The sequence below is a fragment of the Acinetobacter sp. YH12201 genome (genome assembly GCF_013418145.1).
GTDB lineage: Bacteria > Pseudomonadota > Gammaproteobacteria > Pseudomonadales > Moraxellaceae > Acinetobacter.
Genome location: NZ_VPCP01000055.1, coordinates 1 through 23048, shown reverse-complemented (window position 1 = coordinate 23048; position 23048 = coordinate 1). Strand labels below are relative to the sequence as shown.

Annotated in this window: 21 protein-coding genes and 1 pseudogene; 7 read left to right on the top strand and 15 right to left on the bottom strand. The window is 40.4% G+C overall.

What is annotated here, in order from left to right; translation table 11 throughout:
• Positions 1–125: 125 nt before the first annotated feature.
• Together FTU91_RS11240 and FTU91_RS11235 are read right to left on the bottom strand one after the other, a co-directional pair.
• Positions 126–1121: pseudogene (locus FTU91_RS11240) on the bottom strand (PilT/PilU family type 4a pilus ATPase); the annotation flags it as partial.
• Between the two features lie 332 nt (positions 1122–1453).
• Complete coding sequence (locus FTU91_RS11235; RefSeq protein WP_180042584.1) at positions 1454–2515, bottom strand: 3-deoxy-7-phosphoheptulonate synthase; 1062 nt, start codon at positions 2513–2515, stop codon at positions 1454–1456.
• A gap of 621 nt (positions 2516–3136) precedes the next feature.
• Between FTU91_RS11235 and FTU91_RS11230 the strand changes: the two genes are divergently transcribed.
• The gene (locus FTU91_RS11230; protein ID WP_180082198.1) at positions 3137–4342 is read left to right on the top strand and encodes an amino acid aminotransferase; all 1206 of its coding nucleotides are present in this window, start codon (positions 3137–3139) and stop codon (positions 4340–4342) included.
• An 80-nt stretch (positions 4343–4422) separates the two neighbouring features.
• Here FTU91_RS11230 and FTU91_RS11225 read toward each other — a convergent pair whose 3' ends face one another.
• Positions 4423–5538 (bottom strand): S-(hydroxymethyl)glutathione dehydrogenase/class III alcohol dehydrogenase, encoded by a 1116-nt coding sequence (locus tag FTU91_RS11225; protein ID WP_086196977.1) that lies wholly within the window; start codon positions 5536–5538, stop codon positions 4423–4425.
• A 121-nt stretch (positions 5539–5659) separates the two neighbouring features.
• Between FTU91_RS11225 and FTU91_RS11220 the strand changes: the two genes are divergently transcribed.
• Entirely contained in the window at positions 5660–7219 is a 1560-nt protein-coding gene (locus tag FTU91_RS11220) for a phospholipase D family protein (RefSeq protein WP_180082197.1), read from the top strand.
• A gap of 325 nt (positions 7220–7544) precedes the next feature.
• Positions 7545–7982 carry a hypothetical protein gene (locus tag FTU91_RS11215; RefSeq protein ID WP_180082196.1) on the top strand — a complete coding sequence of 146 codons (438 nt, stop codon included), beginning with the start codon at positions 7545–7547 and terminating at the stop codon, positions 7980–7982.
• Between the two features lie 175 nt (positions 7983–8157).
• Here FTU91_RS11215 and FTU91_RS11210 read toward each other — a convergent pair whose 3' ends face one another.
• The 6 genes from FTU91_RS11210 to FTU91_RS11185 form a co-directional block, all read right to left on the bottom strand.
• Complete coding sequence (locus tag FTU91_RS11210) at positions 8158–8751, bottom strand: uracil-DNA glycosylase family protein (RefSeq protein ID WP_180082195.1); 594 nt, start codon at positions 8749–8751, stop codon at positions 8158–8160.
• 30 nt (positions 8752–8781) lie between these two features.
• Positions 8782–9492: an SGNH/GDSL hydrolase family protein gene (locus FTU91_RS11205; protein ID WP_180082194.1), complete on the bottom strand. Its 711-nt coding sequence runs from the start codon at positions 9490–9492 to the stop codon at positions 8782–8784.
• A gap of 261 nt (positions 9493–9753) precedes the next feature.
• Complete coding sequence (locus tag FTU91_RS11200; protein WP_180082193.1) at positions 9754–10497, bottom strand: SDR family oxidoreductase; 744 nt, start codon at positions 10495–10497, stop codon at positions 9754–9756.
• Between the two features lie 26 nt (positions 10498–10523).
• Entirely contained in the window at positions 10524–11222 is a 699-nt protein-coding gene (locus FTU91_RS11195; protein ID WP_180082192.1) for a histidine phosphatase family protein, read from the bottom strand.
• Positions 11219–12340 (bottom strand): phosphotransferase family protein, encoded by a 1122-nt coding sequence (locus FTU91_RS11190; protein WP_180082191.1) that lies wholly within the window; start codon positions 12338–12340, stop codon positions 11219–11221. Before FTU91_RS11190 ends, FTU91_RS11195 begins: the two co-directional genes overlap by 4 nt.
• Positions 12341–12462: 122 nt before the next feature.
• A complete protein-coding gene (locus tag FTU91_RS11185) occupies positions 12463–13707 on the bottom strand; it encodes an acyl-CoA dehydrogenase family protein (protein WP_180042593.1) in 1245 nt (414 codons plus the stop codon).
• A gap of 93 nt (positions 13708–13800) precedes the next feature.
• Between FTU91_RS11185 and FTU91_RS11180 the strand changes: the two genes are divergently transcribed.
• Together FTU91_RS11180 and FTU91_RS11175 are read left to right on the top strand one after the other, a co-directional pair.
• The gene (locus FTU91_RS11180; RefSeq protein ID WP_180042594.1) at positions 13801–14718 is read left to right on the top strand and encodes a LysR family transcriptional regulator; all 918 of its coding nucleotides are present in this window, start codon (positions 13801–13803) and stop codon (positions 14716–14718) included.
• A 254-nt stretch (positions 14719–14972) separates the two neighbouring features.
• Positions 14973–15527 (top strand): thermonuclease family protein, encoded by a 555-nt coding sequence (locus FTU91_RS11175; RefSeq protein WP_180042595.1) that lies wholly within the window; start codon positions 14973–14975, stop codon positions 15525–15527.
• Between the two features lie 127 nt (positions 15528–15654).
• On the opposite strand, the gene FTU91_RS11170 is transcribed toward FTU91_RS11175, so the two are convergent.
• Positions 15655–15768: a DUF2474 domain-containing protein gene (locus FTU91_RS11170; protein WP_180042596.1), complete on the bottom strand. Its 114-nt coding sequence runs from the start codon at positions 15766–15768 to the stop codon at positions 15655–15657.
• A gap of 231 nt (positions 15769–15999) precedes the next feature.
• On the opposite strand from FTU91_RS11170, the gene FTU91_RS11165 reads away from it, so the two are divergent.
• Positions 16000–16437 carry a MarR family winged helix-turn-helix transcriptional regulator gene (locus FTU91_RS11165; protein ID WP_180042597.1) on the top strand — a complete coding sequence of 146 codons (438 nt, stop codon included), beginning with the start codon at positions 16000–16002 and terminating at the stop codon, positions 16435–16437.
• Entirely contained in the window at positions 16434–17639 is a 1206-nt protein-coding gene (locus FTU91_RS11160) for an MFS transporter (protein WP_180042598.1), read from the top strand. The genes FTU91_RS11165 and FTU91_RS11160 overlap by 4 nt, the downstream gene beginning before the upstream one ends.
• Positions 17640–17729: 90 nt before the next feature.
• Here FTU91_RS11160 and FTU91_RS11155 read toward each other — a convergent pair whose 3' ends face one another.
• The 5 genes from FTU91_RS11155 to FTU91_RS11135 all read right to left on the bottom strand — a co-directional run bounded on the left by FTU91_RS11155 (position 17730) and on the right by FTU91_RS11135 (position 22839).
• Positions 17730–18332, bottom strand: a complete 603-nt coding sequence (locus FTU91_RS11155) for a nitroreductase family protein (RefSeq protein ID WP_086196991.1) — start codon at positions 18330–18332, stop codon at positions 17730–17732.
• A gap of 282 nt (positions 18333–18614) precedes the next feature.
• A complete protein-coding gene (locus FTU91_RS11150) occupies positions 18615–19106 on the bottom strand; it encodes a hypothetical protein (RefSeq protein ID WP_180042599.1) in 492 nt (163 codons plus the stop codon).
• A gap of 101 nt (positions 19107–19207) precedes the next feature.
• A complete protein-coding gene (fumC, locus tag FTU91_RS11145) occupies positions 19208–20602 on the bottom strand; it encodes a class II fumarate hydratase (protein WP_180082190.1) in 1395 nt (464 codons plus the stop codon).
• A gap of 130 nt (positions 20603–20732) precedes the next feature.
• Positions 20733–21740: an SDR family NAD(P)-dependent oxidoreductase gene (locus FTU91_RS11140; protein WP_180082189.1), complete on the bottom strand. Its 1008-nt coding sequence runs from the start codon at positions 21738–21740 to the stop codon at positions 20733–20735.
• A gap of 355 nt (positions 21741–22095) precedes the next feature.
• Positions 22096–22839 carry an SDR family NAD(P)-dependent oxidoreductase gene (locus FTU91_RS11135; RefSeq protein WP_180082188.1) on the bottom strand — a complete coding sequence of 248 codons (744 nt, stop codon included), beginning with the start codon at positions 22837–22839 and terminating at the stop codon, positions 22096–22098.
• Positions 22840–23048 lie beyond the last annotated feature (209 nt).

The window sequence follows — 23048 nt, the reverse complement described above, 5'->3', positions numbered from 1 at the left end:
GTTAAAATGCTGTGCTGCTTTTCGCACAGACATTTTATCTCTAGCCATAATTTCTATGACTTTGTCTTTAAAATCTTTTGAATATCCCATGCTTCTATTGTTCTATATTTTTGAGTATTTGGCTATAAAGCCTGATCGAAAGTTTGCATGCCCAATTCACGGGATTTTTTCATGATTTCTTTGAGTTCATGAAACTGGCCTTTCAGGATATTATCTCCAATTAAAGGTGTATTCAGCAAAATTTCAATAGCTGCACGACGTCCACGTCCATCTTCAGTACGCACCAAACGCTGTGAAATAATCGCCTTCATATTGGAAGATAAATCCATCAACAATTGATTGCGACGTTCTTCCGGGAAAAAGTTGATAATTCGATCCAGCGCCTGATTGGCATTATTGGCATGTAAAGTACCTAAACATAAATGTCCGGTTTCGGCAAAGGCAATGGCATGTTCCATGGTTTCGGTATCACGGATTTCACCAATTAAAATAACATCCGGTGCCTGACGCAAGGTGTTCTTCAAGGCATTGTGCCATGAATGACTATCCACGCCGACTTCGCGGTGGGTAATCATCGATTTCTTATGCTTATGCACATATTCCACCGGATCTTCCACGGTAATAATGTGCCCGGCAGAATTTTCATTACGATGATCAATCATGGCGGCTAAAGAAGTCGATTTACCCGAGCCGGTAGCACCGACCACAAGTATCAGACCGCGTTTTGCCATCATCACATGCTTTAAGGACTCGGGAAGCTTTAACTGGTCAAAATTTGGAATTTCTGCGGTAATGGTTCGTATTACCATCCCTACATGTAATTGCTGCTGGAATACATTGACACGAAAGCGCGAAACATTGGGAACACTAATGGCAAAATTACATTCCAGCTCGGTTTCAAACTCATGCCTCTGTTTTTCATTCATTAAACTATAGGCAAACAACTTGGTCTTGTCGGCAGTCAATGCCTGCTGGCCAAGCGGTTTCATTAAGCCCTGATGTTTAATACTCGGTGGAAAATCTGCTGAAATAAATAAATCTGAGCCGCCATATTCCACCACCTTAGTCAGCATATGGAACATCATTTTACGTGCTTCTTCCAGTAATTCCGTACTATACATATATTCCCCGATGAGAATTGTTTCTATGATCCACGCATACTGAAATTGGTTTAATTTATTTAAATGCTTATCTCAGTCGTGAAGAAACAATTCATGTTTTATTGATTACTATTTTTCCCTATTGTGCATAAACATAGTAAAGTACTCAACTTTGTTATTTTTAACTGGTTAAAAGTATGAATAGAAATTGCATACACCATCAATAAACGCGTGGTTTAAAATTAACCAGATAACAAAAATAGATCTATACAAGAAAAAAGCCCCTAAATTCAGGGGCTTTATCACAACATTATTTATAGATTATTGATCATCGATAAACTTTTTATAGAAAATCAGGCGCTACGTTTTAACTGTGAAACACGTAGTGAATCTGCTACCTCCAGCAAAAGTTGCAGGGTTTTGTCCCAACCCAGACAGCCATCTGTTACAGACTGACCATAAGTCATCTCACAAGAAATCTTTTGCTGACCATCGACAAGATGACTTTCCAGCATTACGCCTCGAACATGATTTTGCTTGCGTTCTGCCACAATGGTACGCAGTACTTCGGGCTGTAAAAGCGGATCTTTGTGGCTATTGCCATGACTGCAGTCAATCACCAAAGCCGGTAATTCACCTTTGCATTTTTCTTTGATCTTTTCAATTTCCGCCAGCTGGTAATTGGGACCTGAATTTGCACCGCGTAAAATTAAATGTGCTTTTGGATTGCCCTGCGACTCTAAAATACACGGTAAACCGGATTGGCCCAGACCCAGGAATTGATGTGGATGTGATGCAGATTGAATAGCATCCAGTGCAATTTGAATGGAGCCATCGGTGCCATTTTTGAAACCGATGCTGTATGGCATATGACTGGAAATTTCACGATGAATCTGAGATTCACTGGTCCGTGCACCAATAGCACCCCATGCCAGTAAATCATCGAAATACGCAGTCGCCATTGGGCTTAATATTTCCGAAGCAATCGGCAAACCTATTTCAATAATTTGTAGATACAACTCACGTGATTTTTCTAGTCCCAATTGCATATTGGATGAGCCATCTAAATTTGGGTCATACAGGAAGCCTTTCCAGCCTATGGTAGTACGCGGTTTTTCAATATAGGCACGCATCACCAGGAAAATCTGATCTGACACCTGGCTTTGTAATTGTTGTAATTTATGCGCATATTCAAGTACAGCCACGGGATCATGAATCGAACATGGGCCTGTCACCACCATCAAACGATGGTCCTTGCCTGCCAATATATTTTCAATGGTTTGACGCTGCGCAGCAATTTGTTGCGCCAATTTATTCGATAATGGCAATTGTGCCTTCAATTGGTGAGGCAAAGTTAAAATGGTTTCTTTTGCAGTTGTTTGAGTTTGTTGTAAAGCAGTATTTAAAGCATTCATTGGTCTTTCCTGGGGACTATTCAGTCCAATCTTTTATTTGAGCGTTATGGGTCTAATGGATTGCGTGTGAAGAGTCATCAATTGACTAAAGTAAAACCAATAAAAATTGCTAAAGTATGAATAATTTAATGTTTGCATGTCTAAACTCCCAAAATATAAAAAATAAGATATAAAAAAACCTGATCAGGGTTGCCCGATCAGGTTATAAACTTGGTGGGCAACCTTTTCTTGCCCGAACGCATTCAGGCAATTATCTAAATTGCCAAAAGTAATAAGTCGCGTTTGAGAGTACAGGTTGCTTTAACATCTTTATTTCTTCAAAAAAGTATGTATCTTGAAATTAAAATACGCTGTATTGCCATATTTGACAATAGTTTTATTTAAAATAAAACTACATCAATCATTAAACTTTTACTTATACATTGTTTACAAATAAAACTTGGCTTCTAACTTAAAATCTAATCCTTTTCTATTGTTAACGTGCTTTAGATAATTTTTTAATATTTCAACTGCTGAGCAGTTTCTATCAAAATAAAAGACCATCCATTGGCATTAAAAGATAAAATGTATTCTATACCGAAGGCTTGATTTGTTTTACTCCATATAACGAAGGATGTATTCATGTTCCAACATGTTGATGCGTATGCAGGTGATCCGATTCTTTCTTTAATGGAAGAATTTGCTAAAGATGAACGGACACAAAAAGTGAATTTAAGTATTGGGCTTTATTACAATGAAGACAATATTGTGCCTCAACTTGAAGCGGTCAAAGCAGCGTATAAGAATATTGAAACAAGCAATGAACAGGTTAAGCTGTATTTACCGATGGATGGCTTAAAACCTTATAATCAGGCTACTCAAGCGCTGGTATTGGGAGAAAATAGTCCGGCGCGCCGTGATGGACGCGCGGTGACCATCCAGACCTTAGGCGGTTCTGGCGCGCTTAAAGTTGGTGCGGATTTTCTGAAAAAATATTTTCCTGAATCTGATGTTTGGGTTAGCCAACCGACTTGGGAAAATCATATTGCCATTTTTAATGGTGCTGGTATTCACTCGCACTTCTACCCTTATTTTGATGCAGCAACCAATGGTGTCAATGTGCCAGCGATGCTAGAAAAGTTGAGCCAGCTACCGGCAAAAAGTATTGTGTTATTACATCCATGTTGCCATAACCCGACGGGTGCAGACTTGACACCTGCTGAATGGGATCAGGTGATTGCTGTACTAAAACAACAGGATCTGATTCCCTTCTTGGATATTGCCTATCAAGGTTTTGGTCAAGGACTAGAAGAAGATGCCTATGCGATTCGCGCACTCGATCAGGCTGGAATGAACTTTATTGTCAGCAATTCATTCTCTAAAATTTTCTCGCTGTATGGTGAACGTGTAGGCGGTCTGACATTTGTTTGTGATGATCAAGCCACTGCACAAAAAGTGTTAGGACAATTAAAGGCAACAGTACGCCGTATTTACTCAAGCCCACCTACGACCGGTGCATTGTTGGTGGATAATGTGCTGAATGATGCTGATCTGACTGCACAGTGGCAAGCTGAACTGCAAGAAATGCGAGAACGTATTATTCAAATGCGTCACATTTTAAAAGATAAACTGAGCCTGGCCTTACCGGAACGAGATTTTAGCTATCTGGTCAAACAGCAAGGCATGTTTAGCTATACCGGGCTGAGTGCTGAACAGGTCGATATTCTCAAAGATCAATACGGCATTTATCTGGTGCGTAGTGGCCGTATGTGTGTTGCGGGTCTGAATTTAAGCAATATTGATTATGTGGCGGAATCGATTGCTGAAGTCATTAAAGCCACTGCTTAATTTGGACCGAATTTCTTTAGGCTGATATAAAAAAAACGGGCAATCTGCCCGTTTTTTATTTCGTTTTTATTTGAGAATGTTTAGTCTTCAAAATGGATCACGGTACGAATCGATTTACCATCATGCATTAACTCAAAGGCTTCGTTAATTTTTTCCAGTCCCATGGTATGAGTAACAAAAGGTTCAAGCTGAATATCTCCTTTCATTGCTTCTTCTACCATACCTGGCAATTGTGAACGGCCTTTCACTCCACCAAAAGCGGTGCCTTTCCAGGTACGGCCGGTGACCAGCTGGAATGGACGGGTTGAAATTTCCTGACCAGCACCGGCTACCCCAATAATGATGGATTGTCCCCAACCACGGTGAGCACATTCCAGTGCAGAACGCATCACATTGGTATTGCCAATACATTCAAAAGAATGATCTACACCCCAACCGGTTTTTTCAACAATCACTTCCTGAATCGGTTTGTCATAATCTTTTGGATTTAAAAATTCTGTCGCGCCAAACTGTTCAGCCAGTTTGAATTTTTCAGGATTGGTATCAATAGCAATAATACGGCTGGCTTTGGCTTTTTTGGCACCTTGCACCACAGCCAGACCAATACCGCCCAGACCAAATACAGCGACGGTATCGCCTTCCTGAACCTTGGCGGTATTTTTTACTGCACCTAAACCTGTGGTTACGCCACAACCCAGCAGACACACATGCTCATGATTCGCTTCAGGGTTAATTTTTGCCAAAGAGACTTCAGCGACCACGGTATATTCACTGAAAGTTGAGCAACCCATATAGTGGTAAATCGGCTGACCATTATAAGAAAAACGTGTGGTGCCATCTGGCATCAAACCCTTACCTTGAGTTGCACGAACCGCTACACAGAGGTTGGTTTTACCCGATTTACAGAATAAACATTCACCACATTCTGCAGTATACAGTGGAATAACGTGATCACCCGGTTTTACGCTGGTTACGCCTTCACCAACTTCGACCACCACACCAGCGCCTTCATGGCCCAATACTGCAGGAAACACGCCTTCAGGATCATCACCCGATAACGTAAAGGCATCGGTATGACATACACCGGTATGGCTAATTTTTACCAAAACCTCACCTGCTTTTGGCGGAGCAACATCAATTTCAACAATTTGGAGCGGTTGACCTGGACCAAATGCGACTGCAGCACGTGATTTCATGAATAATTTATCCTTTTTGGGTTCTTTAACAGATGAGCTACAGTAACCTCTTTTTATTGTCGGATTCAACCTATAACATGATGATAATATGTACTTATAACTTTATGACTTCATAACAATTATGCAGATTAGACCATCCATGCATGCTGTCATGTTTGCTGTTACAATTTTTACAATGACGGGGTGCAGTTTGCCGATGAATGAATCCAAAAAGCAGTCTCCCATTCAGGTGCATGCCGAGCACTGGTTAAACGGTTCCAATGTAGATACACAAATTAACCAGGGCCTCACCGCCTATCTTGCTTTAGATGATGCTTTTATCAGTATTGCTTCAAGGCTGCATCTGATTAATAAAGCACAATATAATATCGATTTGCAGTATTACATCTGGGAAGATGACTCGATTGGCCATCTGATGCTGGCTGAATTGCTCAAAGCCGCTGATCGTGGGGTCAAAATCCGTTTGTTGATTGATGACCAGAACGGTTCTCAACTCGATGCAACCTTAAAACAACTGGCACAGCATCCCAATTTTGAAATTAAAATCTTTAATCCTTATACCTTTAGAGCCAGAAAACTGCGCGTGTTTGATTATGTTTTTCGTTTCAAGCAAATTAATCGCCGTATGCATAACAAGCTGATTATTGCCGATGGTGCCATAGCGGTGACCGGTGGCCGCAACATTAGCCGTGAATACTTTGAAGCCAGTGAGTCTTTCCAGTTTACCGATATGGACATTTTGTTTTATGGCACTGCGGTGAAGCATGCCAACAAAGTATTTCAGGACTTTTGGAGTGATGATTTAAGTTATCCTATACCCCTGCTGTTGGGTAAAAGCCGTCTAGAACAGCTTGCCAAATTACGTCGATATTATGAGCTGACTGCCTTACAAAAAGACCAGCTAAAAAGGCGGATTGAACTGGCTGAAAAACAGATCACTGAACATCTAAAAGATCGTCCGATTAACTGGGCAAAAGCACATTTTGTCGCAGATTCACCCGATAAAATTCGCGCTCAGGCATCGGATAATCAACTGATTTACCGTCAAATAATGCAGCTTGTGGGAAAACCTGAACAGCATCTGGAACTGGTCTCTGCCTATTTTGTCCCCACAAAGAACGGTAGGGATTATTTAACCAGTTTAGCCCAAAACAACGTGAATGTTCGAGTGCTGACCAATTCATTCCTCGCCAATGACGTTCCTCTGGTGCATGCCTTTTATAGACAATATCGCCATGATTTACTGAAAAACGGGATAAAACTATATGAATTTAAGCCCTATATAGAACGCAATAAACGGACCTGGTATGAAGTGATGACAGGTAATGTCATTCCAGCTAAAGGGAAAAATGCCTCCAGTTTGCATGCCAAGTTTTTGGATATAGATGGCATGGTGTTTATTGGTTCTGCCAATTTTGATCCTCGTTCCGCCAATTTAAATAGCGAAGTAGGACTGATGGTCGAATCCACTATCTTACAACAACAAATTTCCGACTCTTTAGATAAATACTTACCGCTTATTGCCTATGAATTAAAACTTAATCCACAAGGTGAAGTGATTTGGATAGAGCATCATAAAGATGGAACTCGCACAGAGTATTCACATGATCCCCAATCGACCAGGTTTCAGCGTTTTAGCATGCAAGCGGTGTCATATCTCCCCATTGAATGGATGATGTAATGACAAATTAATGACATTAAAACACGCACAGGCCTTGTCTTTCTAAATCATCGAGTACTGGAAGATCAGCACGAGATCATATTGTGCTCATGAATCTACACAACCCGCTTTAATAAAAGCTGCAAGTCTATAATCTGGCTTGTCTCATCTATCAGACTGGGCACTTCCCTGATGAATATTTCTGCAAAGACTTATAAGAAATTAAATGTTATTTATATATATTTTAGATCAATCAACACAATGATTTTACTCGTTTCTTAATTTGATTTAACATGCCATTTTTCGAGTTTTTAACTCAGCTCTCTCCCAATCGTGACCTTCTGCAATGCAATTTTTTGATTTAAGCCGTCAATTTAATTTAAGTGATATTTTAACCCCGTATAAAACGCTGGACGATTTAGGCCGCCAAGACTGGTTTTTAGCGAAAGTTCGTGTAGAGCATGATTGCCAGTCCGATTCTGAATTAATTGAAGGTCAGGCCATTTTAAAATCCAATCAAAATGTGCAGCTGGAACTGGAATGGCTGATTCAAGATACCGGTTTTGAACTCCAAGTCCTGTTTAAAGGCATTGAAACAGCAGCGAGTGAAGAAACTCTGGTGATGGTCAAAGGCGCAAAAATTATAGATGCCAATCAGCAGGTGATTTCTGCTCAGGCCTTAAGCCTGTGGATTGATGGAACCCTGCTGCCAATGTTGCCGAATATCCGTAAAGAGATTAAATCCCGTTTAAATTTATGGGACTATGTGGAATATGATGGATAACTTTTCTGGCCTACTCTGAATCACTTAAATTCCTTTTTAAATCTATTTATCATTTGAAAAGTTTTCGATGACATTCGTAAAGATATCAAAAACTTTTTCCAGCACAGCCTAAAATGGACGAAATACAGTCAGCTCTTTGGATGCGTTTAATTAACTCTTGATTTACATAACTTACTTACAGTAAGCCTATTTCCTTAAATAACTGAGCATAAGCTTCGGCCTTTTTCTCCAAAGCAAGTGGATAAGCACGGGATGAAGATGGCATCCGATATAAAGTCAATTCACGTTCCGCAAAGTAGGTTTTTGAGGCATGACCAATTGTCGGTTTTTCAGTATGTTCTGGCATTGAAAGCATCAAGGTATCGGTTGCTTTATCTCCAGTTGTCATGATGCTATTACACTCAGGAATCTGCTGTAGCAGCTTGTTTAAATCAGTTGCTTGAGCAATGTGCAGAAATTTATCCGAAGCATTGCCTTTTAAACGGATAATTTGGTACGCCGTATCAAAAATTGCGATGCCTTTTTCCATTAAAAAATCACGTATCTGCTGTTCCTTGAAATTTTTATTGGCAATATCTAAAAAATGTTCTTTATTGCCAAAGAATACCAAACCAAAAATTTTCCACATGTCATTTTGGTAATTTGGATAATAGAACTCCATTTTCCAGCGGGCTTTAGGTGGTGGAAAGCTACCCATCATCAGCAATCTAGCATTTGGTGGTAAAAAAGGTTCCAGTGGATGGGTTTCAATATTTGGTTCGGTGCTCATAACAGTCTATTTATCCGTCTTCAGCTTAATTTAAAACATTTGACGAATTTTATCTGCAACCTGTTCACCCCAAAGTGTATAAATTTCCTTGCTGGGATGAAAACCATCCTTTGCCATTTCCAGATTGAGGCTTTTAAAACGTTGCAAATCATATTCAATCCATTGCATATTGCCGTTCTGCCGAACAAATTTCGTAAGATTTTTATTCATGCCTTTGGCATATTGTCCAAATAACCAGGCCAGTGGATGAGGTAATGCAGGAAATATGTTCATCGGTGGCACGCCAGATGCAATAACTAATTCAGGCGTGAATTTCTGGTTAATTTCTGCATAAAGTTGTTGCTGCTTTTGAATCCAGTCTTTAGGTGAGATCAGTTTGGTAATGTCATTTACACCGACTGAGGTAATCACCACATCAAAGTGTTGATTGGGCATATTCTTTACCGTCTGAATCACTTGTCCGCTGGTATGACCAGTGGTAGCTTCAAGTTGATAACTGATTTCATAGCCATCTTTTAACTGCTTCAGCACTGCACCGAGTAAAGAATCTTCCTGAGTTGCAACACCGACTCCAGCCGCAGCCGAATCTCCTAAAATTAAAATAGACAGCATTTTTCCAGTTCCAACTGTCCCCTGACGTTGTCCTTCTGGTTCTGCTAAACGTAGAGTATTTTTCTTAACGGCATTGCCTTGAATAATCAGGGATGGAATCAGAACGATGGTTGAAATTTTTAACAGCATACAAAATAAGATTCACGATGATATCTGCATCAATATAAGAGTTTATGGGGTGAGAAGCATTGACTTAAATTACAATAAGTTTCATCTAATTAAATAGTGAATGTGCTACATCAGGTCAGTAATAATCTAGGGTTGAGGGTGGTCGATATCTGCTGAATCTGCTGAATCTGCTGATGATGTTATTTTTTATCGAGCTTAGTTTTACAATGTTTTCCAGCGTATAAAAAAAGCCCATTGAATGAGCTTTTTAGAATCCTAAAATTAACCCAACTTATTGACCAGTTTCAGTGGCAATACTTTCATGGCCAAGCCTAAAGGTAACCAGGGCCACTGTGGCACATAAGCTTTAACTGGTGCTTTTTCAATGGCCTTGACCAGTAAATGCGAACCGGTTTTTTCATCCACTTCAAAAGGCAGTTTTTTCGCACCTTCATTCAGTTCTGTACGGATATAACCTGGGAAAATGGTGGTGACTTTAATCGGGGTATCAATCAACTCGGCACGAATGCCTTCAGCCAGGTGAGCTACTCCGGCTTTGCTTGCTCCATACGCGGTTAAATGTTTCGGCATGCCACGCATAGCGCTCATAGATGAAATCATCACCAGATGCCCTGCATTTTGCGCACGGAAAATTTCAACCGCAGCTTCACATTGTGCCAAAGCTGAAATAAAGTTAGTTTCGACAGTGGCTTTGTTAATTTCAAAATTACCTTTACCAATCCGGCGACCTTCACCCACCCCAGCATTGACAATAATACGGTCAATGGTACCAAATTCCTTTTTAAATGCACGGAACACTTCAAAGACTTGATCGTAATGGGTCACATCTAAGGTTTTGGCTATGACTTTTACGCCGTACTTGCTTTCCAGTTCTTGTTTTAATGTTTCCAGACGCTCCAAACGACGGGCGCAGATGGCAAGGTTATAGCCTTTTTGTGCAAATTCACGTGCCATACCTGCACCAATCCCTGAACTTGCCCCAGTAATTAAAATTGTTTTTGCCATGTTTTCTTCCTTTGCTATTTTTTTAATCAAATCCAGGTCAGTAAGCCAGGATCTTCGGCCTTAATAAAATGGTGTTCATTCAAGCTCAGTAATTGTGGTTCATTTCCAACCAGACGCAGTGTGGTAATGCTGGTATTGGCGATTGCCCAGTTTAAGGCAAAAGTCCGGTTAGCATTCAGCTCTAACAGTTTTCCTGCAGCCACCGAAATCACCCCGCCAGAGGTAAACACTACGGCATACCGCGGTTTGATTTTAGCCAGTTCATCACATAAGTTTTGCAATGCTGTTTCAACCCGGTTTTTAAAATGCGGCCAAGATTCATCATATTCATGATGATAGTCACCACCCGTCCAGCGCTTAATCGCCCCTTCAAAAATTTTAGCCAGGTAAGCCCGAGGATTATCTTCCTTGGCGACATCCTGCTTTAACAGATGTGGTTCATTAAAACGTGGTTCGTATCTGGCAAAAACCTGCTGGTGATTAAATTCATTCCATGCACTATCGGTCTGAATCTCAGCCTCAGGAAAACATTGTGCCAAAGTCAAGTTGGCTGTCTGTTGATGACGTTGCATCGAACCTGACACCACATAAGGTGCTTCTTTTAGAATCTGGTCGAAATATTGCCCTAATAATTTCGCCTGTAATTCGCCGTTGGGAGAAAGCTGGTCATAACTTTCAGCCCCAAAAGAGGCTTGACCATGACGAATCAGATAAATTGTGGTCATGTTGGCATCAATTCCTTAAATTTAGCGATATATTTTTGAGCCAGTTCATTGGCCTCAAGTTTTTGCAGGCCAATCAATTTAAGCGCACGGATATGCAAGGCATGAATCACTACCCAGAAATCCTTAAAGGCTGGATTATTGGTCTGTTTATGGTAGTAGCGGTAATAGATTTGCTGCGCAATCACGGCTAAACGGAAAATACCGAACACTTCATAAAAGGTCCAGTTCTCTGTTTGCAAGCCAGTTTTTTGCAAATAATAATCCACCACTTCCTGACGCGTGAACATACCTTTTAAATTGGTGGGCTGACGACGCGTGGCTTTAAAAATTTGATTGTCACTTTCTTCAACCCAATACGCGAGGGCTGAACCCAAATCCATTAAAGGGTCGCCGAGGGTTGCCATTTCCCAGTCTAGAACGCCAATCACTTGTGTCGGATGCTTCGGATCTAAAATTACATTATCAAAACGCCAGTCATTATGAATGACACAGGTTTTTGAATCGGCAGGGATATTGTCTTTTAGCCAGTTTCGGACATATTTAAAAGACGGTACATTTAGGGTTTTGGCTTTTTCATAGCGGGCATCCCAGCCTTCTACCTGACGACGACAATAGCCTTCGCCCTTGCCGAGCTTTTCCAGTTCTGTCCCTGCATAAGGCACCTGATGCAACTCAATCAATTTATCAATGACATTGATGCACAATTCACGGACCTGAGCTTCATTAAAGTTGAGCTCTTTGGGTAAATTGGCACGTGGAATAATGCCTTCCACACGTTGCATGACATAGAAATCACAGCCAATCACCGATTCATCCTGACAGAGCGCCACCATTTCAGGCAGTACAGGATAGAATGGTGCCAGATTTTTTTGCACATTGTATTCACGTGCCATGTCGTGCGCAGATTTGGCTTTGGTTCCTTTAGGGGGACGGCGTAAAATCAAGTCCGTATTGTCGTATTTCAAACGGTAAGTCCAGTTGGATGCTCCACCTGAATATTGTGTAACTTCGGCTTGACCCTGTAAATCAGTTCCTTGTGCTTTGAGCCAATTCTCAACAGCAATGACATCCAGTTCTTCGCCTTGACGAACCTTCCCACCCACATCAATCACTGACATTGTTATTTCCCTAAATCATCAATGTTATAACACTTCATCGCTTACTTATTTATACTCGTTTAATTTCTCATAAACAGCAAAATTTTCAGGCAAGTGATAAGCAGCCTCAACTATTTCTGTAATTAATCTTTTTTCCGACCTGAACTGTAACCGCGTTTTGCCAGTTCAAGTTTAGCAATCATGCCTTTATGCACCTCATCCGGACCATCGGCCAAACGTAAGCTTCGAGCCTGAGCAAAAAATCCGGTTAGAGGTGTATCACGAGAAACACCAGCACCACCGTGTATCTGTATGGCCATATCTACCACTTTTTCCAGTACGCTTGGTGCAACCACTTTAATTGCTGAGATTTCAGTCAATGCTGCCATATTACCTAAAGTATCCATCTTATAAGCAGCATAAAGTGTAAGTAATCGTGCCTGGTCAATGGCTACCCGTGCTTCTGCAACACGTTCCAGATTGCCACCCAGCTTTAAAATTTCTTTGCCAAAAGCAGTACGACTCATACCACGATCAATCATCAACTCTAAAGATTTTTCTGCTGCACCGATACAACGCATACAATGATGAATACGACCTGGCCCTAAACGGCCTTGCGCAATTTCAAAACCCTGACCTGCACCACCAATAAAATTGGCCACTGGTACACGGACATTGTTAAAGCTAATTTCGCCGTGTCCATGCGGTGCATCATAATCCCCAAATACAGGCAGCATGCGTTCAATTGTTACGCCCGCAGTATCTACAGGAACCAAAACCATGGAATGTTGATGATGACGGTCTTTGCTTTCATCAGGCGTATGCGCCATAAAAATGATGATTTTTGCATTGGGATCGCCCAAACCTGACGACCACCATTTGCGACCGTTTAACACAATTTCCTCACCGTCGATCACCGCCGTAGCCTGCATATTGGTGGCATCAGAAGATGCCACAGCAGGTTCAGTCATACAAAATACGGAACGAATTTTGCCTTCCAATAATGGTATGAGCCATTGCTGTTTTTGTTCTTCAGAACCATAGCGCCACAACACCTCCATATTGCCACTGTCTGGTGCATTACAGTTAAAGACCGTTGGTGCAAGCAAGCTACGACCGGAAAGTTCGGCAATGTGTGCATATTCCTGAACTGATAAGCCTTGCCCCAATTCTGGACATGGCAAAAACATATTCCAAAGACCCACTGCCTTGGCCTTATTTTTTAATATTTCAAGTTGAGTGGGCCATTGCCATGTTGTCCAGTCTCCCCCTTGATTGAGCTCATGGACATCATTCCAAAACTCGGTTTCAACCGGTTCAATTTCTTCCTTAATGAACGTTTTTGTTCTTTCAATATAATCTTGTGCACGTGTTGATAACTCAAACATGGCCAATTCCCTCAAAATATATATTATCTGATCTTTACAACAACATAACCCGAAAACTATTATGAATAAAATGATTTAATTCAATATAACACTATGAACAGTATTCATAATAAAGCCGCGATTGATCTGAGTGTTTTTCATCGCATAGACATTAACTTATATCCGTTATTTATTGCAGTTTATGAACAAAAAAGCATTTCCAGGGCTGCACAGATTTTGTGTATCAGCCAATCTGCTGCCAGCCATGCCTTACAGCGTTTAAGACAACATTTACAGGATGATTTATTTGCACGTGCCGGCAATAAAATGTTGCCTACTTCATTTGCCGAGGAAATTTATCCCATCATTAAAAATGCACTGTTCGCTATTCAAAACATTTCAATGCAAAAGCAGCATTTTGAACCCCGTATGGTGCAAAGCTTAAGAATTGCGGTGCATGATGAAATAGAACCAATGATTTTTCCTAAACTGGTTCAGCATTTTCAGGGCTTAAATCTAGAGATTCAATTTTTCAGTAGCAAATTAGACCGTAAAACGCTTGTCACAGACCTCGCCACCCAGCAAATAGACTTTGTCATTGATCTGGAACAAAACTTCGGTGAGAAAATTCAATTTCAGAAACTGGTACAAGATCAATTTGTGGTATGTACACAGCAACCTGAAATGACAGAACAGCTTTATCTCGCTGCTCCACATATTGGAGTTTCATCACGCCGAACTGGAGTTTTGGTTGAAGATATATATTTAAACCGCAAACAACTGTCGCGACAGATTTTTTTACGTTGCCAACATTACTCAACGGCTTTACAGATTTTGCTACAAAACCATCAATCCGTTTTAACTATTCCTCAAAATTTGCTTAGTCATTTACAACTTTCTACTACATTAAATATTTTTACAGTGCCTGTGGACTTGCCGCTAATTACTTTGGGAATGTATTGGCATAAAGATTTGGAAGATAATTCGCGTCATCAATTTTTGCGCAGCGAAATAATTAAAATTTTTACTTAGGCTATTTTAATAGATCTATTATTTGCTTAGGCTATTTTAAGTATTTGTTATGGATCTGAATGATTTTTTATGCAGATATCACCTTTTACTGAATAAATAACCGAAATGCTGAACTGGCAAGGCTTTTAATGCTATTTGACTATTTCTCAAGCCATTATTTTTGAGAATTTCCATTAATATAGCAGCTCATTTTTTATCTTTTTATTGTTGAATCTGGACTGGTATTTTCAAGTCAAATTCCACAAATTTTATCTATGCTGGCAAATCTCTCCCCTGTTTGGCTCATTATCTTGGGCATGCTGCTTTGTGCAGTGCTGTTTTTTATCTTCCGCAAAATTCACGTTTTCCTTACCGATGTATTTAAACCGTTTAAAAAAGGAAAAAAATACTGGTGCAAAGTCATTGCGGTGAGTGATGGCGATACCATCACCTGTACGCGCTATAACTTGCGTCGCTCAGAAACCAAACTGCGTTTTGCCTATATTGATGCTCCCGAATCAACACAAACCTATGGCAAAGAATCTCAGCGTCTGGTTAAAAAAATGGTGTATTACAAACTGGTTCGTGTCGAGATTACCGATGTCGATTGCTATGGGCGCTGCGTTGGCGTCATTTACCGTTTTAGACGAAATATAAATCAGGAACTGGTCAAACGCGGCGCGGCATGGGTGTATGAGGAATATATTAAAAACCCGACGCAAAAACAGAAATGGTTAGCTCTACAACTTCAGGCCAAGAAGCAGAAAAAAGGCTTATGGAAAAATTCGCATCCGGTACGCCCTAGTGTTTATCGTAAGCGAAATAAATAGAATTCTAGAATAGACAAATAATCATCTTCAAATATAGATTTGAGTTTGATTTCATTGATTACGCTGGTGGGTTAAAAAATAAAGTGGCTTGTTTAAAACAAACCACTTTAAAATTTATTATCAACAATTAAAGATAATAAGCCAGTTGAACAAGTAGCCGGAATGCCCCGGCCATCAATGCTAAAGCAAAAAATCCGCCTAGCAACAACACAATAAACCACTGCATCTGTGAAAGTTTCATATTTACTCCTTAATGATAGCCTTCATCACCAATGCGGACTTTGTCGCGGAACACCCAGTAAGACAAACCGGTATAAATAATTTTGAAATGTAACTTATTACTGAGAATTGAAGTGCCTTAATATGATTCTGTCATTTTCAGAATAAATCATTCTTGCTCCCTGACTAATACTTGAACAATCAACTCAACAGGCGTAAAGTTATCTCAATTTAGTTACCCTAGCTAACTATTATGCCAAATCGACTTAACTTTCGTGCTTCATTACTGCGCTGTGCGCGTTTAATGAGTGATGAAATCAATACCATTTTGCTTCCACATCAGCTGAATTATTCATTGTGGCAGGTACTGTATGTCATACAGCTTAAGCAAGGCTGTACCTCTATTGACATTGCTGAATACCTGAATGTTTCCAAACCTTCGATTGCAAAACGTATTCATGCATTAATACAACTAGAGGTTTTGGATCAGGTCGACACTGATGATAAACGGCAAAAGAAACTGATTCTAAGCATTAAAGGTCAACAACTTTTTTCCGCGTGCTCTGAAAAACTGGACCTGTTTGAACAACGACTGTTATTGCCCTTAGATCAAGCTGCGCAAAATAGTACGCTAAATACCCTGCATCAACTTATGGAGCATCTGCAAGAGATGAAAGGTAGCCAGTCATGAGTGAACATACGCCCTTATGGACAAGAAATTTTATTCTTGTCAGTGCCATTAACTTTCAGCTGGTCCTGACCTTTTATCTGCTGGTGGTGGTCATTGTCGGCTACGCAGTTGCTGAAATGGATGCAACCACGGCTCAGGCCGGTCTGATTTCCGGTTTGTTCATTGTCGGTACCCTGATTGGTCGTTTATTTGTTGGTCAGTTTCTGGAACGTTTTGGCCGCAAAACCACCATGATTGTGGGTTTAATTGGATTTTTGATTTTTTCAGGATTCTATTTTATTCCGATGAATGTCACTGCCTTGCTGAGTGTTCGTTTCATGCATGGTTTTATGATGGGTATGGCATCGACTGTATTGGGTACCATCATCGCGCAGATTTTACCGCCGACCCGTCGCGGTGAAGGGATTGGTTACTACAGTATGAGCAGTACATTGGGTACTGCGATTGGCCCGTTTCTGGCCATCTGGATGATGTTGCACGTCGGCTATACTGCGATTTTTGCCTTATCTAGCATGGTCGCTATGAGCTGTTTAATCGTGGCTTTGCTGATTGAAGTACCTAATTTGCCACAACACCCCAAAACCATTGAAACTCAAGTCAATGTGAAAAAACCGAGTTTCATTTCCCAGTTTATTGAAATGAAAGCCTTGCCGATCTCGATCATCATGTTATTGACATCGATTTGTTATTCTGGGGTTTTATCCTTTATTAATTTCTATGCCAAAGAAATTGATCTGGTTGAAACAGCTTCTTTCTTCTTCTTAATGTATGCGATTGCGATTTTATTTTCACGTCCATTTACCGGCCCACTGATGGATCGTAAAGGTGAAAATATCATTATGTATCCCGCATTTATCATTATGGCATTGGCCTTGTATCTGCTCAGTCAGGCCCATAGTCCGATGACCTTGTTACTTTGTGCAGGCTTGCTCGGTCTGGGCTATGGCAACATTCAGTCAGTTTGTCAGACTGTTGCTGTGAAAAGTACCTCGCTGGATCGTATGGGCTTTGCTACCTCGACCTTCTTCATCTTCCTCGATGCAGGACTCGGCTTTGGCCCTTATTTTATTGGTAGGGCGCTGGATTATATAAATTATGCGCAGCTGTATATGTATAGCGCGATTGCAGCTTTGATCTGTATTGGTTTCTACTATGTATTACATGGACATAAAGTGAAAAGTAAAGCCATTAAAGCTGCTTAATCATTTTCCAATACCGCCAGGAAAAATTAAAACCATTGGCTAAAATATATGAAATCCCCTTTTATAAAGGGGATTTCGAAAAATTATGAATTACTTAAATACCTTAAAACGTGTTGCATCATCTATATAAGCTTTATCTTTGGCTTCACCTTCTACTGAACCAAACACCAGCTGGGCACGCAGTTTCCAGGAGGCTGGAATTTCCCATTCAGCATGTACCTGTTCATCCACGATCGGGTTATAGTGCTGAAGTGAAGCGCCTAAACCTTCAGTATGTAAGGCGGTCCAAGTTGCGAACTGGGCAATGGCTGTTGAGTGCTCTGCCCAGATCGGGAAATTCTCTGCGTAAGACGGGAACTGCTCTTGCAGACCTTTAATCACATCCATGTCTTCAAAGAATAAAACGGTACCCACACCTGCGGCAAAACTGTCCATTTTGGCACTGGTTTTTGCTGCACTTTCTTCATCTTTGGCATAAGACTTGAGTTTTTCTTTGACAAAATTCCAAAATTTTTCGTGCTCGGCATTAAACAAAATCACGGCACGTGAAGACTGCGAATTAAAAGAGGATGGACTCTGTTTGATCGCATGTTTAATCAAATCAGTTAAATACTCTGGGCTTTGCTCTACATTTTTACCGACTGCATAAATGGTACGGCGTTTCTTAATTAAATCTAAAAACTGATTTGACATTCAATGAAATCCTGTGATATTTCTTCGCGAAAATTTGAAACAATCTACCCTCACTGTTAATAAAATGTGAAATATCTACTTTTATAACAATATTTAGGTAAATGTATTGCTGTCTTACCATATGCAATAATAATTCCAATTTCTAGTACATTTTATTGATAATTAAATCTTTAATTTTTTATATAGATGCATTTAAATAGCTTAAGTTTATCTTTTTACAGCTAAAACTGGCATAAAAAATCCCCCAATATTTGGAGGATTGTTATCGTATTTTATGCTGTTCTAGAATTTGGCATTTAACACATTTTGCGGAACTTTGTGTTTCCACAAATCACGCAGTGTGGGTAAATAGAATTTTTCACCAATTTCAACCAGTTCTGCATCAATCAGTGCATGAATTTCGTGCATAAACAGATAATCGAGTTCTACAGTTTTCAATTGATGGTTGTTTTTCGCAAACTCTTTACGCTTTTGCTGCGCAGTTTTGACTAGCTGATCGGCATAGTTTTTATTTTTAAATTGAGAAATCGCATTTAAACGTAATTCAATCACGCCCCAGCCGCTGAGTAATAATTTGAACAATTCAAAATCTTCAGTGGTCGATTCCCAGGTCATTTCATCCAGATTTTCATCGCCAGGCAGAACCGGAAGCAATAATTCCATCACACTCGGAAAAATCTTTTTAAAATTCAAAATAAATTTAACAGGATGCTCACCCGGATAATCCTTAAATTGAACCTTTCTCTGAACATCTGTTAAATAAACGTCAAGCATAATCAATCATCAGCAGTTAATTTCTAGGACTATTGTACGCATATATGCCCCAGATAAAAACCACTGATGATCAATTGATAGCTGTTCCAACTTTTAGATGGCTATTTCACATTAGGTGAAACCATATTTTCCGGAATTACCACGGCATCAAACTGTTCGGCAGTGACCAGGTTCAATTCGACCGCGACCTGTTTTAAGGTTTTGCCTTCCTTATATGCTGTTTTTGCCACTTTAGCAGCATTTTCATAACCAATCACCGGATTTAAAGCAGTGACTAACATCAGTGAATTATGCAGGAAATGATCAATTTTTTCGCGGTTGGGCTCAATGCCAACGGCACAATGATCATTAAAGCTGTTACATGCATCGCCCAACAGTTGAATCGATTGCAACAGGTTAAATGCAATGACCGGCATAAACACATTCAGCTCGAAGTTGCCCGAAGCTCCGGCGACATTAATAGTCGTATCATTCCCCAGCACCTGTGCCACCACCATGGTCATGGCTTCACTTTGGGTTGGATTGACCTTGCCGGGCATAATGCTTGAACCTGGCTCATTTTCAGGAATACGGATTTCACCAAAACCGCAGCGCGGACCACTGGCCAACCAGCGAATATCATTGGCAATTTTATTTAAACTCACTGCCAACGTCTTTAAAGCCCCAGAGGCAAATACCGCAGCATCACGCGCAGCTAAAGCTTCAAATTTATTCGGAGCCGTTACAAATGGCAAACCGGTTAAATTAGCTAACTGTGCTGCAGCTTTTACTGCATACTCCGGATGTGCATTTAAACCTGTTCCAACTGCTGTGCCCCCCAAAGGCAATTCATATAAACCCAGTAAGGCATAATGCAAACGTTTTAAGGCATGATCCAGTTGTGACACATAGCCACTAAATTCTTGCCCGAGCGTTAAGGGTGTTGCATCCTGTAAATGGGTACGGCCAATTTTGACAATGTCGGAAAATTCTTGCGATTTAGCCTCTAGAGTATCGCGTAAACGTTGTACGGCAGGAATCAGCAATTCATAGATTTGCAGGCTTGCAGCCACATGGATGGCTGTCGGAAAAGAATCATTGGTCGATTGTGCACGATTGACATGGTCATTGGGGTGAACCGGCTTTTGCGACCCCAAAGGATTGCCCAGTTTCTGGTTGGCAATATTGGCAATGACTTCATTACAGTTCATATTGCTTTGTGTACCTGAACCAGTTTGCCACACCACCAATGGAAACTGGCTATCCCACTTTCCAGAAATCACCTCTTCTGCAGCATTGACAATATAATGTGACAATTCATGCGGAATTTGATCTAACTCGGCATTGGTGATGGCGGCCGCTTTTTTGACCAAGCCCATCGCCCGAATCATCGGTCGGGGTAAACGTTCTTGACCAATCTTAAAGTTTTGCAAACTACGCTGTGTCTGCGCACCCCACATTGCTTCACTTGGAACTTCTACCTCGCCCATGGTGTCATGTTCAATACGTGTTTGCATTCTCCACCTCATATCCATGTCGTTTTATGATTTAAACCAGTTCAATAGTTTTGACATATTTACTGATCTTAATCAAACGCATTTTAATTGTAAATGATTATTATTTGTATTTTCTTAACTCTGCATAGTTTTAATTTCCTTTCAAAGTTTGCTGATAAAAACGCCAAGCATCTTCAATAATTTGGGTAATGCTGCGTTTAGGTTGCCATTTTAAAATTTCATGGGCTTTACCTGAGGTCGCTCCCACCTGATCCAGTTCAGCATAAGTATAAAACGGTGCATCCATGGTTTTGATTTCAGTCTGGGTGACTTTCGAAACTTCACTGAGCAAGGCACGGATAGACATATTTTGCCCTGCAATATTAAAGGCATCACAGGTATAAGGCTGAGTCCTTAACCATTGTAGAGTCGCTAAAATGGCATCACAGCAATCCAATACATGCAAAAAGCTGCGCTCAACGGTACGGTCCAGGGTTTGGGCTTGCTGTCGCAGTTCAATATAATCACGTTTTTTCGCTGCAACCTGTAAAGCCAGTGGAATAATATTTTTCGGCAATGGCGCCACAAATTCTCCAAGCACGCCATGTTCAAAAGCACCGGCAATGTTGCATAGTCTTAAAATGGCAATTTTCCATTCGTTGTCGGTCAGTGCGGTATCACGGATAATTTCTTCCGTCATCTGCTGCGATTTGATATAGGGATTGGGGTAGGAATAATTAAATGGCGTATCTTCGCTCAGAATTAAGCTGGACTGACCATAGACCGCCAGACTGGATAAGTGAATTAAGGTTCGAATGCCTGTACGCTGCATAGATCGCAGCAAACTCATAATACAACTGACATTATCGTTATAATATTCCAACGGTTTAAGCGCAGATTCTTCTATCGATTTAAAACCAGCGGTGTGAATGACGGCTTCTACAGAATATTGTTCAAAAACTTTGTTTAAGGCGGGTGTATTTCGGATGTCAATTTTGACAAAAGGCACATACATGCCGGAAATGTATTCAAGTCGTTCTAAGGTTTGTAAAGTTGCATTGGATAAATTATCAACAATGATGACTTCTTGTCCATGAGCCATCAGGCTTAACGCAATATGTGAGCCTATAAAGCCTAAACCACCCGTCACTAAAATCATTGTATAGATACTCCTTATAATAATCAGTACCTTGCAACTTATTGGTGTAATCTTGGTGTTTACAACAACTTATCCACAGATATTAAAAGCAAAAAACCGACTCAAAATTCTCTTGAGCCGGCTAAATCTGCAAGAGCACTATAACACCATCTTAAAGATTTGGAATATTGAATGTGTTGGAGTTATGGCTATGAACTGTATATTGTTTATGAAAAAATAAAAAACTTATTCAATGAATGGTGAAACTCCTCAAGAGGAATAAAAATGAAAACATGGGAATAATTTCATATTGAGCACACGATAAGACATGATCCTAGCCAAACAACTAAACGCAGATAGCCATCTTTGTTGTTTTTTATTGCGAAGTATATGCACCATCGACCACATACTGACTGCCAGTCACAAATGAAGCATCATCAGAGAGCAGAAAGGCAACGACCTGAGCAACTTCTTCCGGATAGCCGGCTCGACCAATCGGATGTAATTTCACCATCTCTACCTCATCAATCTCAGCACTTAAAGGCGTTTTAATGTACCCAGGATGTACCGAATTAATGCGAATACCTTGATCCGCATATTCCAATGCCGCTGCTTTTGTTAATCCGGTAATAGCATGCTTTGCAGCCACATAGCCAGGAATATTTTTAAACCCGATTAAGCCTGCAATTGAAGAGGTATTAACAATCGCTCCACCTCCAGCAGCCAATATTGCAGGAATCTCATAGCGCATGCTATAAAATACCCCATTTAGATTAACATCAAGTACACGATGCCACCCATCAATGCTCAATTCTGCAGTTGGGTTAAGCTCTCCCAGAATTCCCGCATTATTGAATGCTAAATGCAGTGCGCCATATGTACTGACAGCAAATTCAACCACTGCCTTCATATCTTCAGGCTCAGCTATATTGGCTTTATTTGCTACAGCCTTCCCACCTAAAGACACGATCTCATTAGCAACTTGATGAACAGTTTCCAGGTTAATATCTGAAACCACCACACTTGCGCCCTGTTGGGCCAAAAGCATAGCGGTACTTTTGCCAATACCAGAACCAGCTCCAGTAACTAAGGCCACTTTATTATTGAATTTATTTGACATAATTTTTTCCATTTCTAATTTTAAGCGTAAGTCGCAAGACTTTGTAATGTTCAGCATCTCAATTCTTTGTTGAGAGGTGGTCCCACTTGTTTGAACAACTAAAAGCGTATTTATAAGTGATATTCCGCTCTAGTTAAGCCACCTTGTTTTGTTGGGGTAGCTGATCATAGTAAAACTCATTTGGTGTCATTTTGTCTAGACTCGAATGA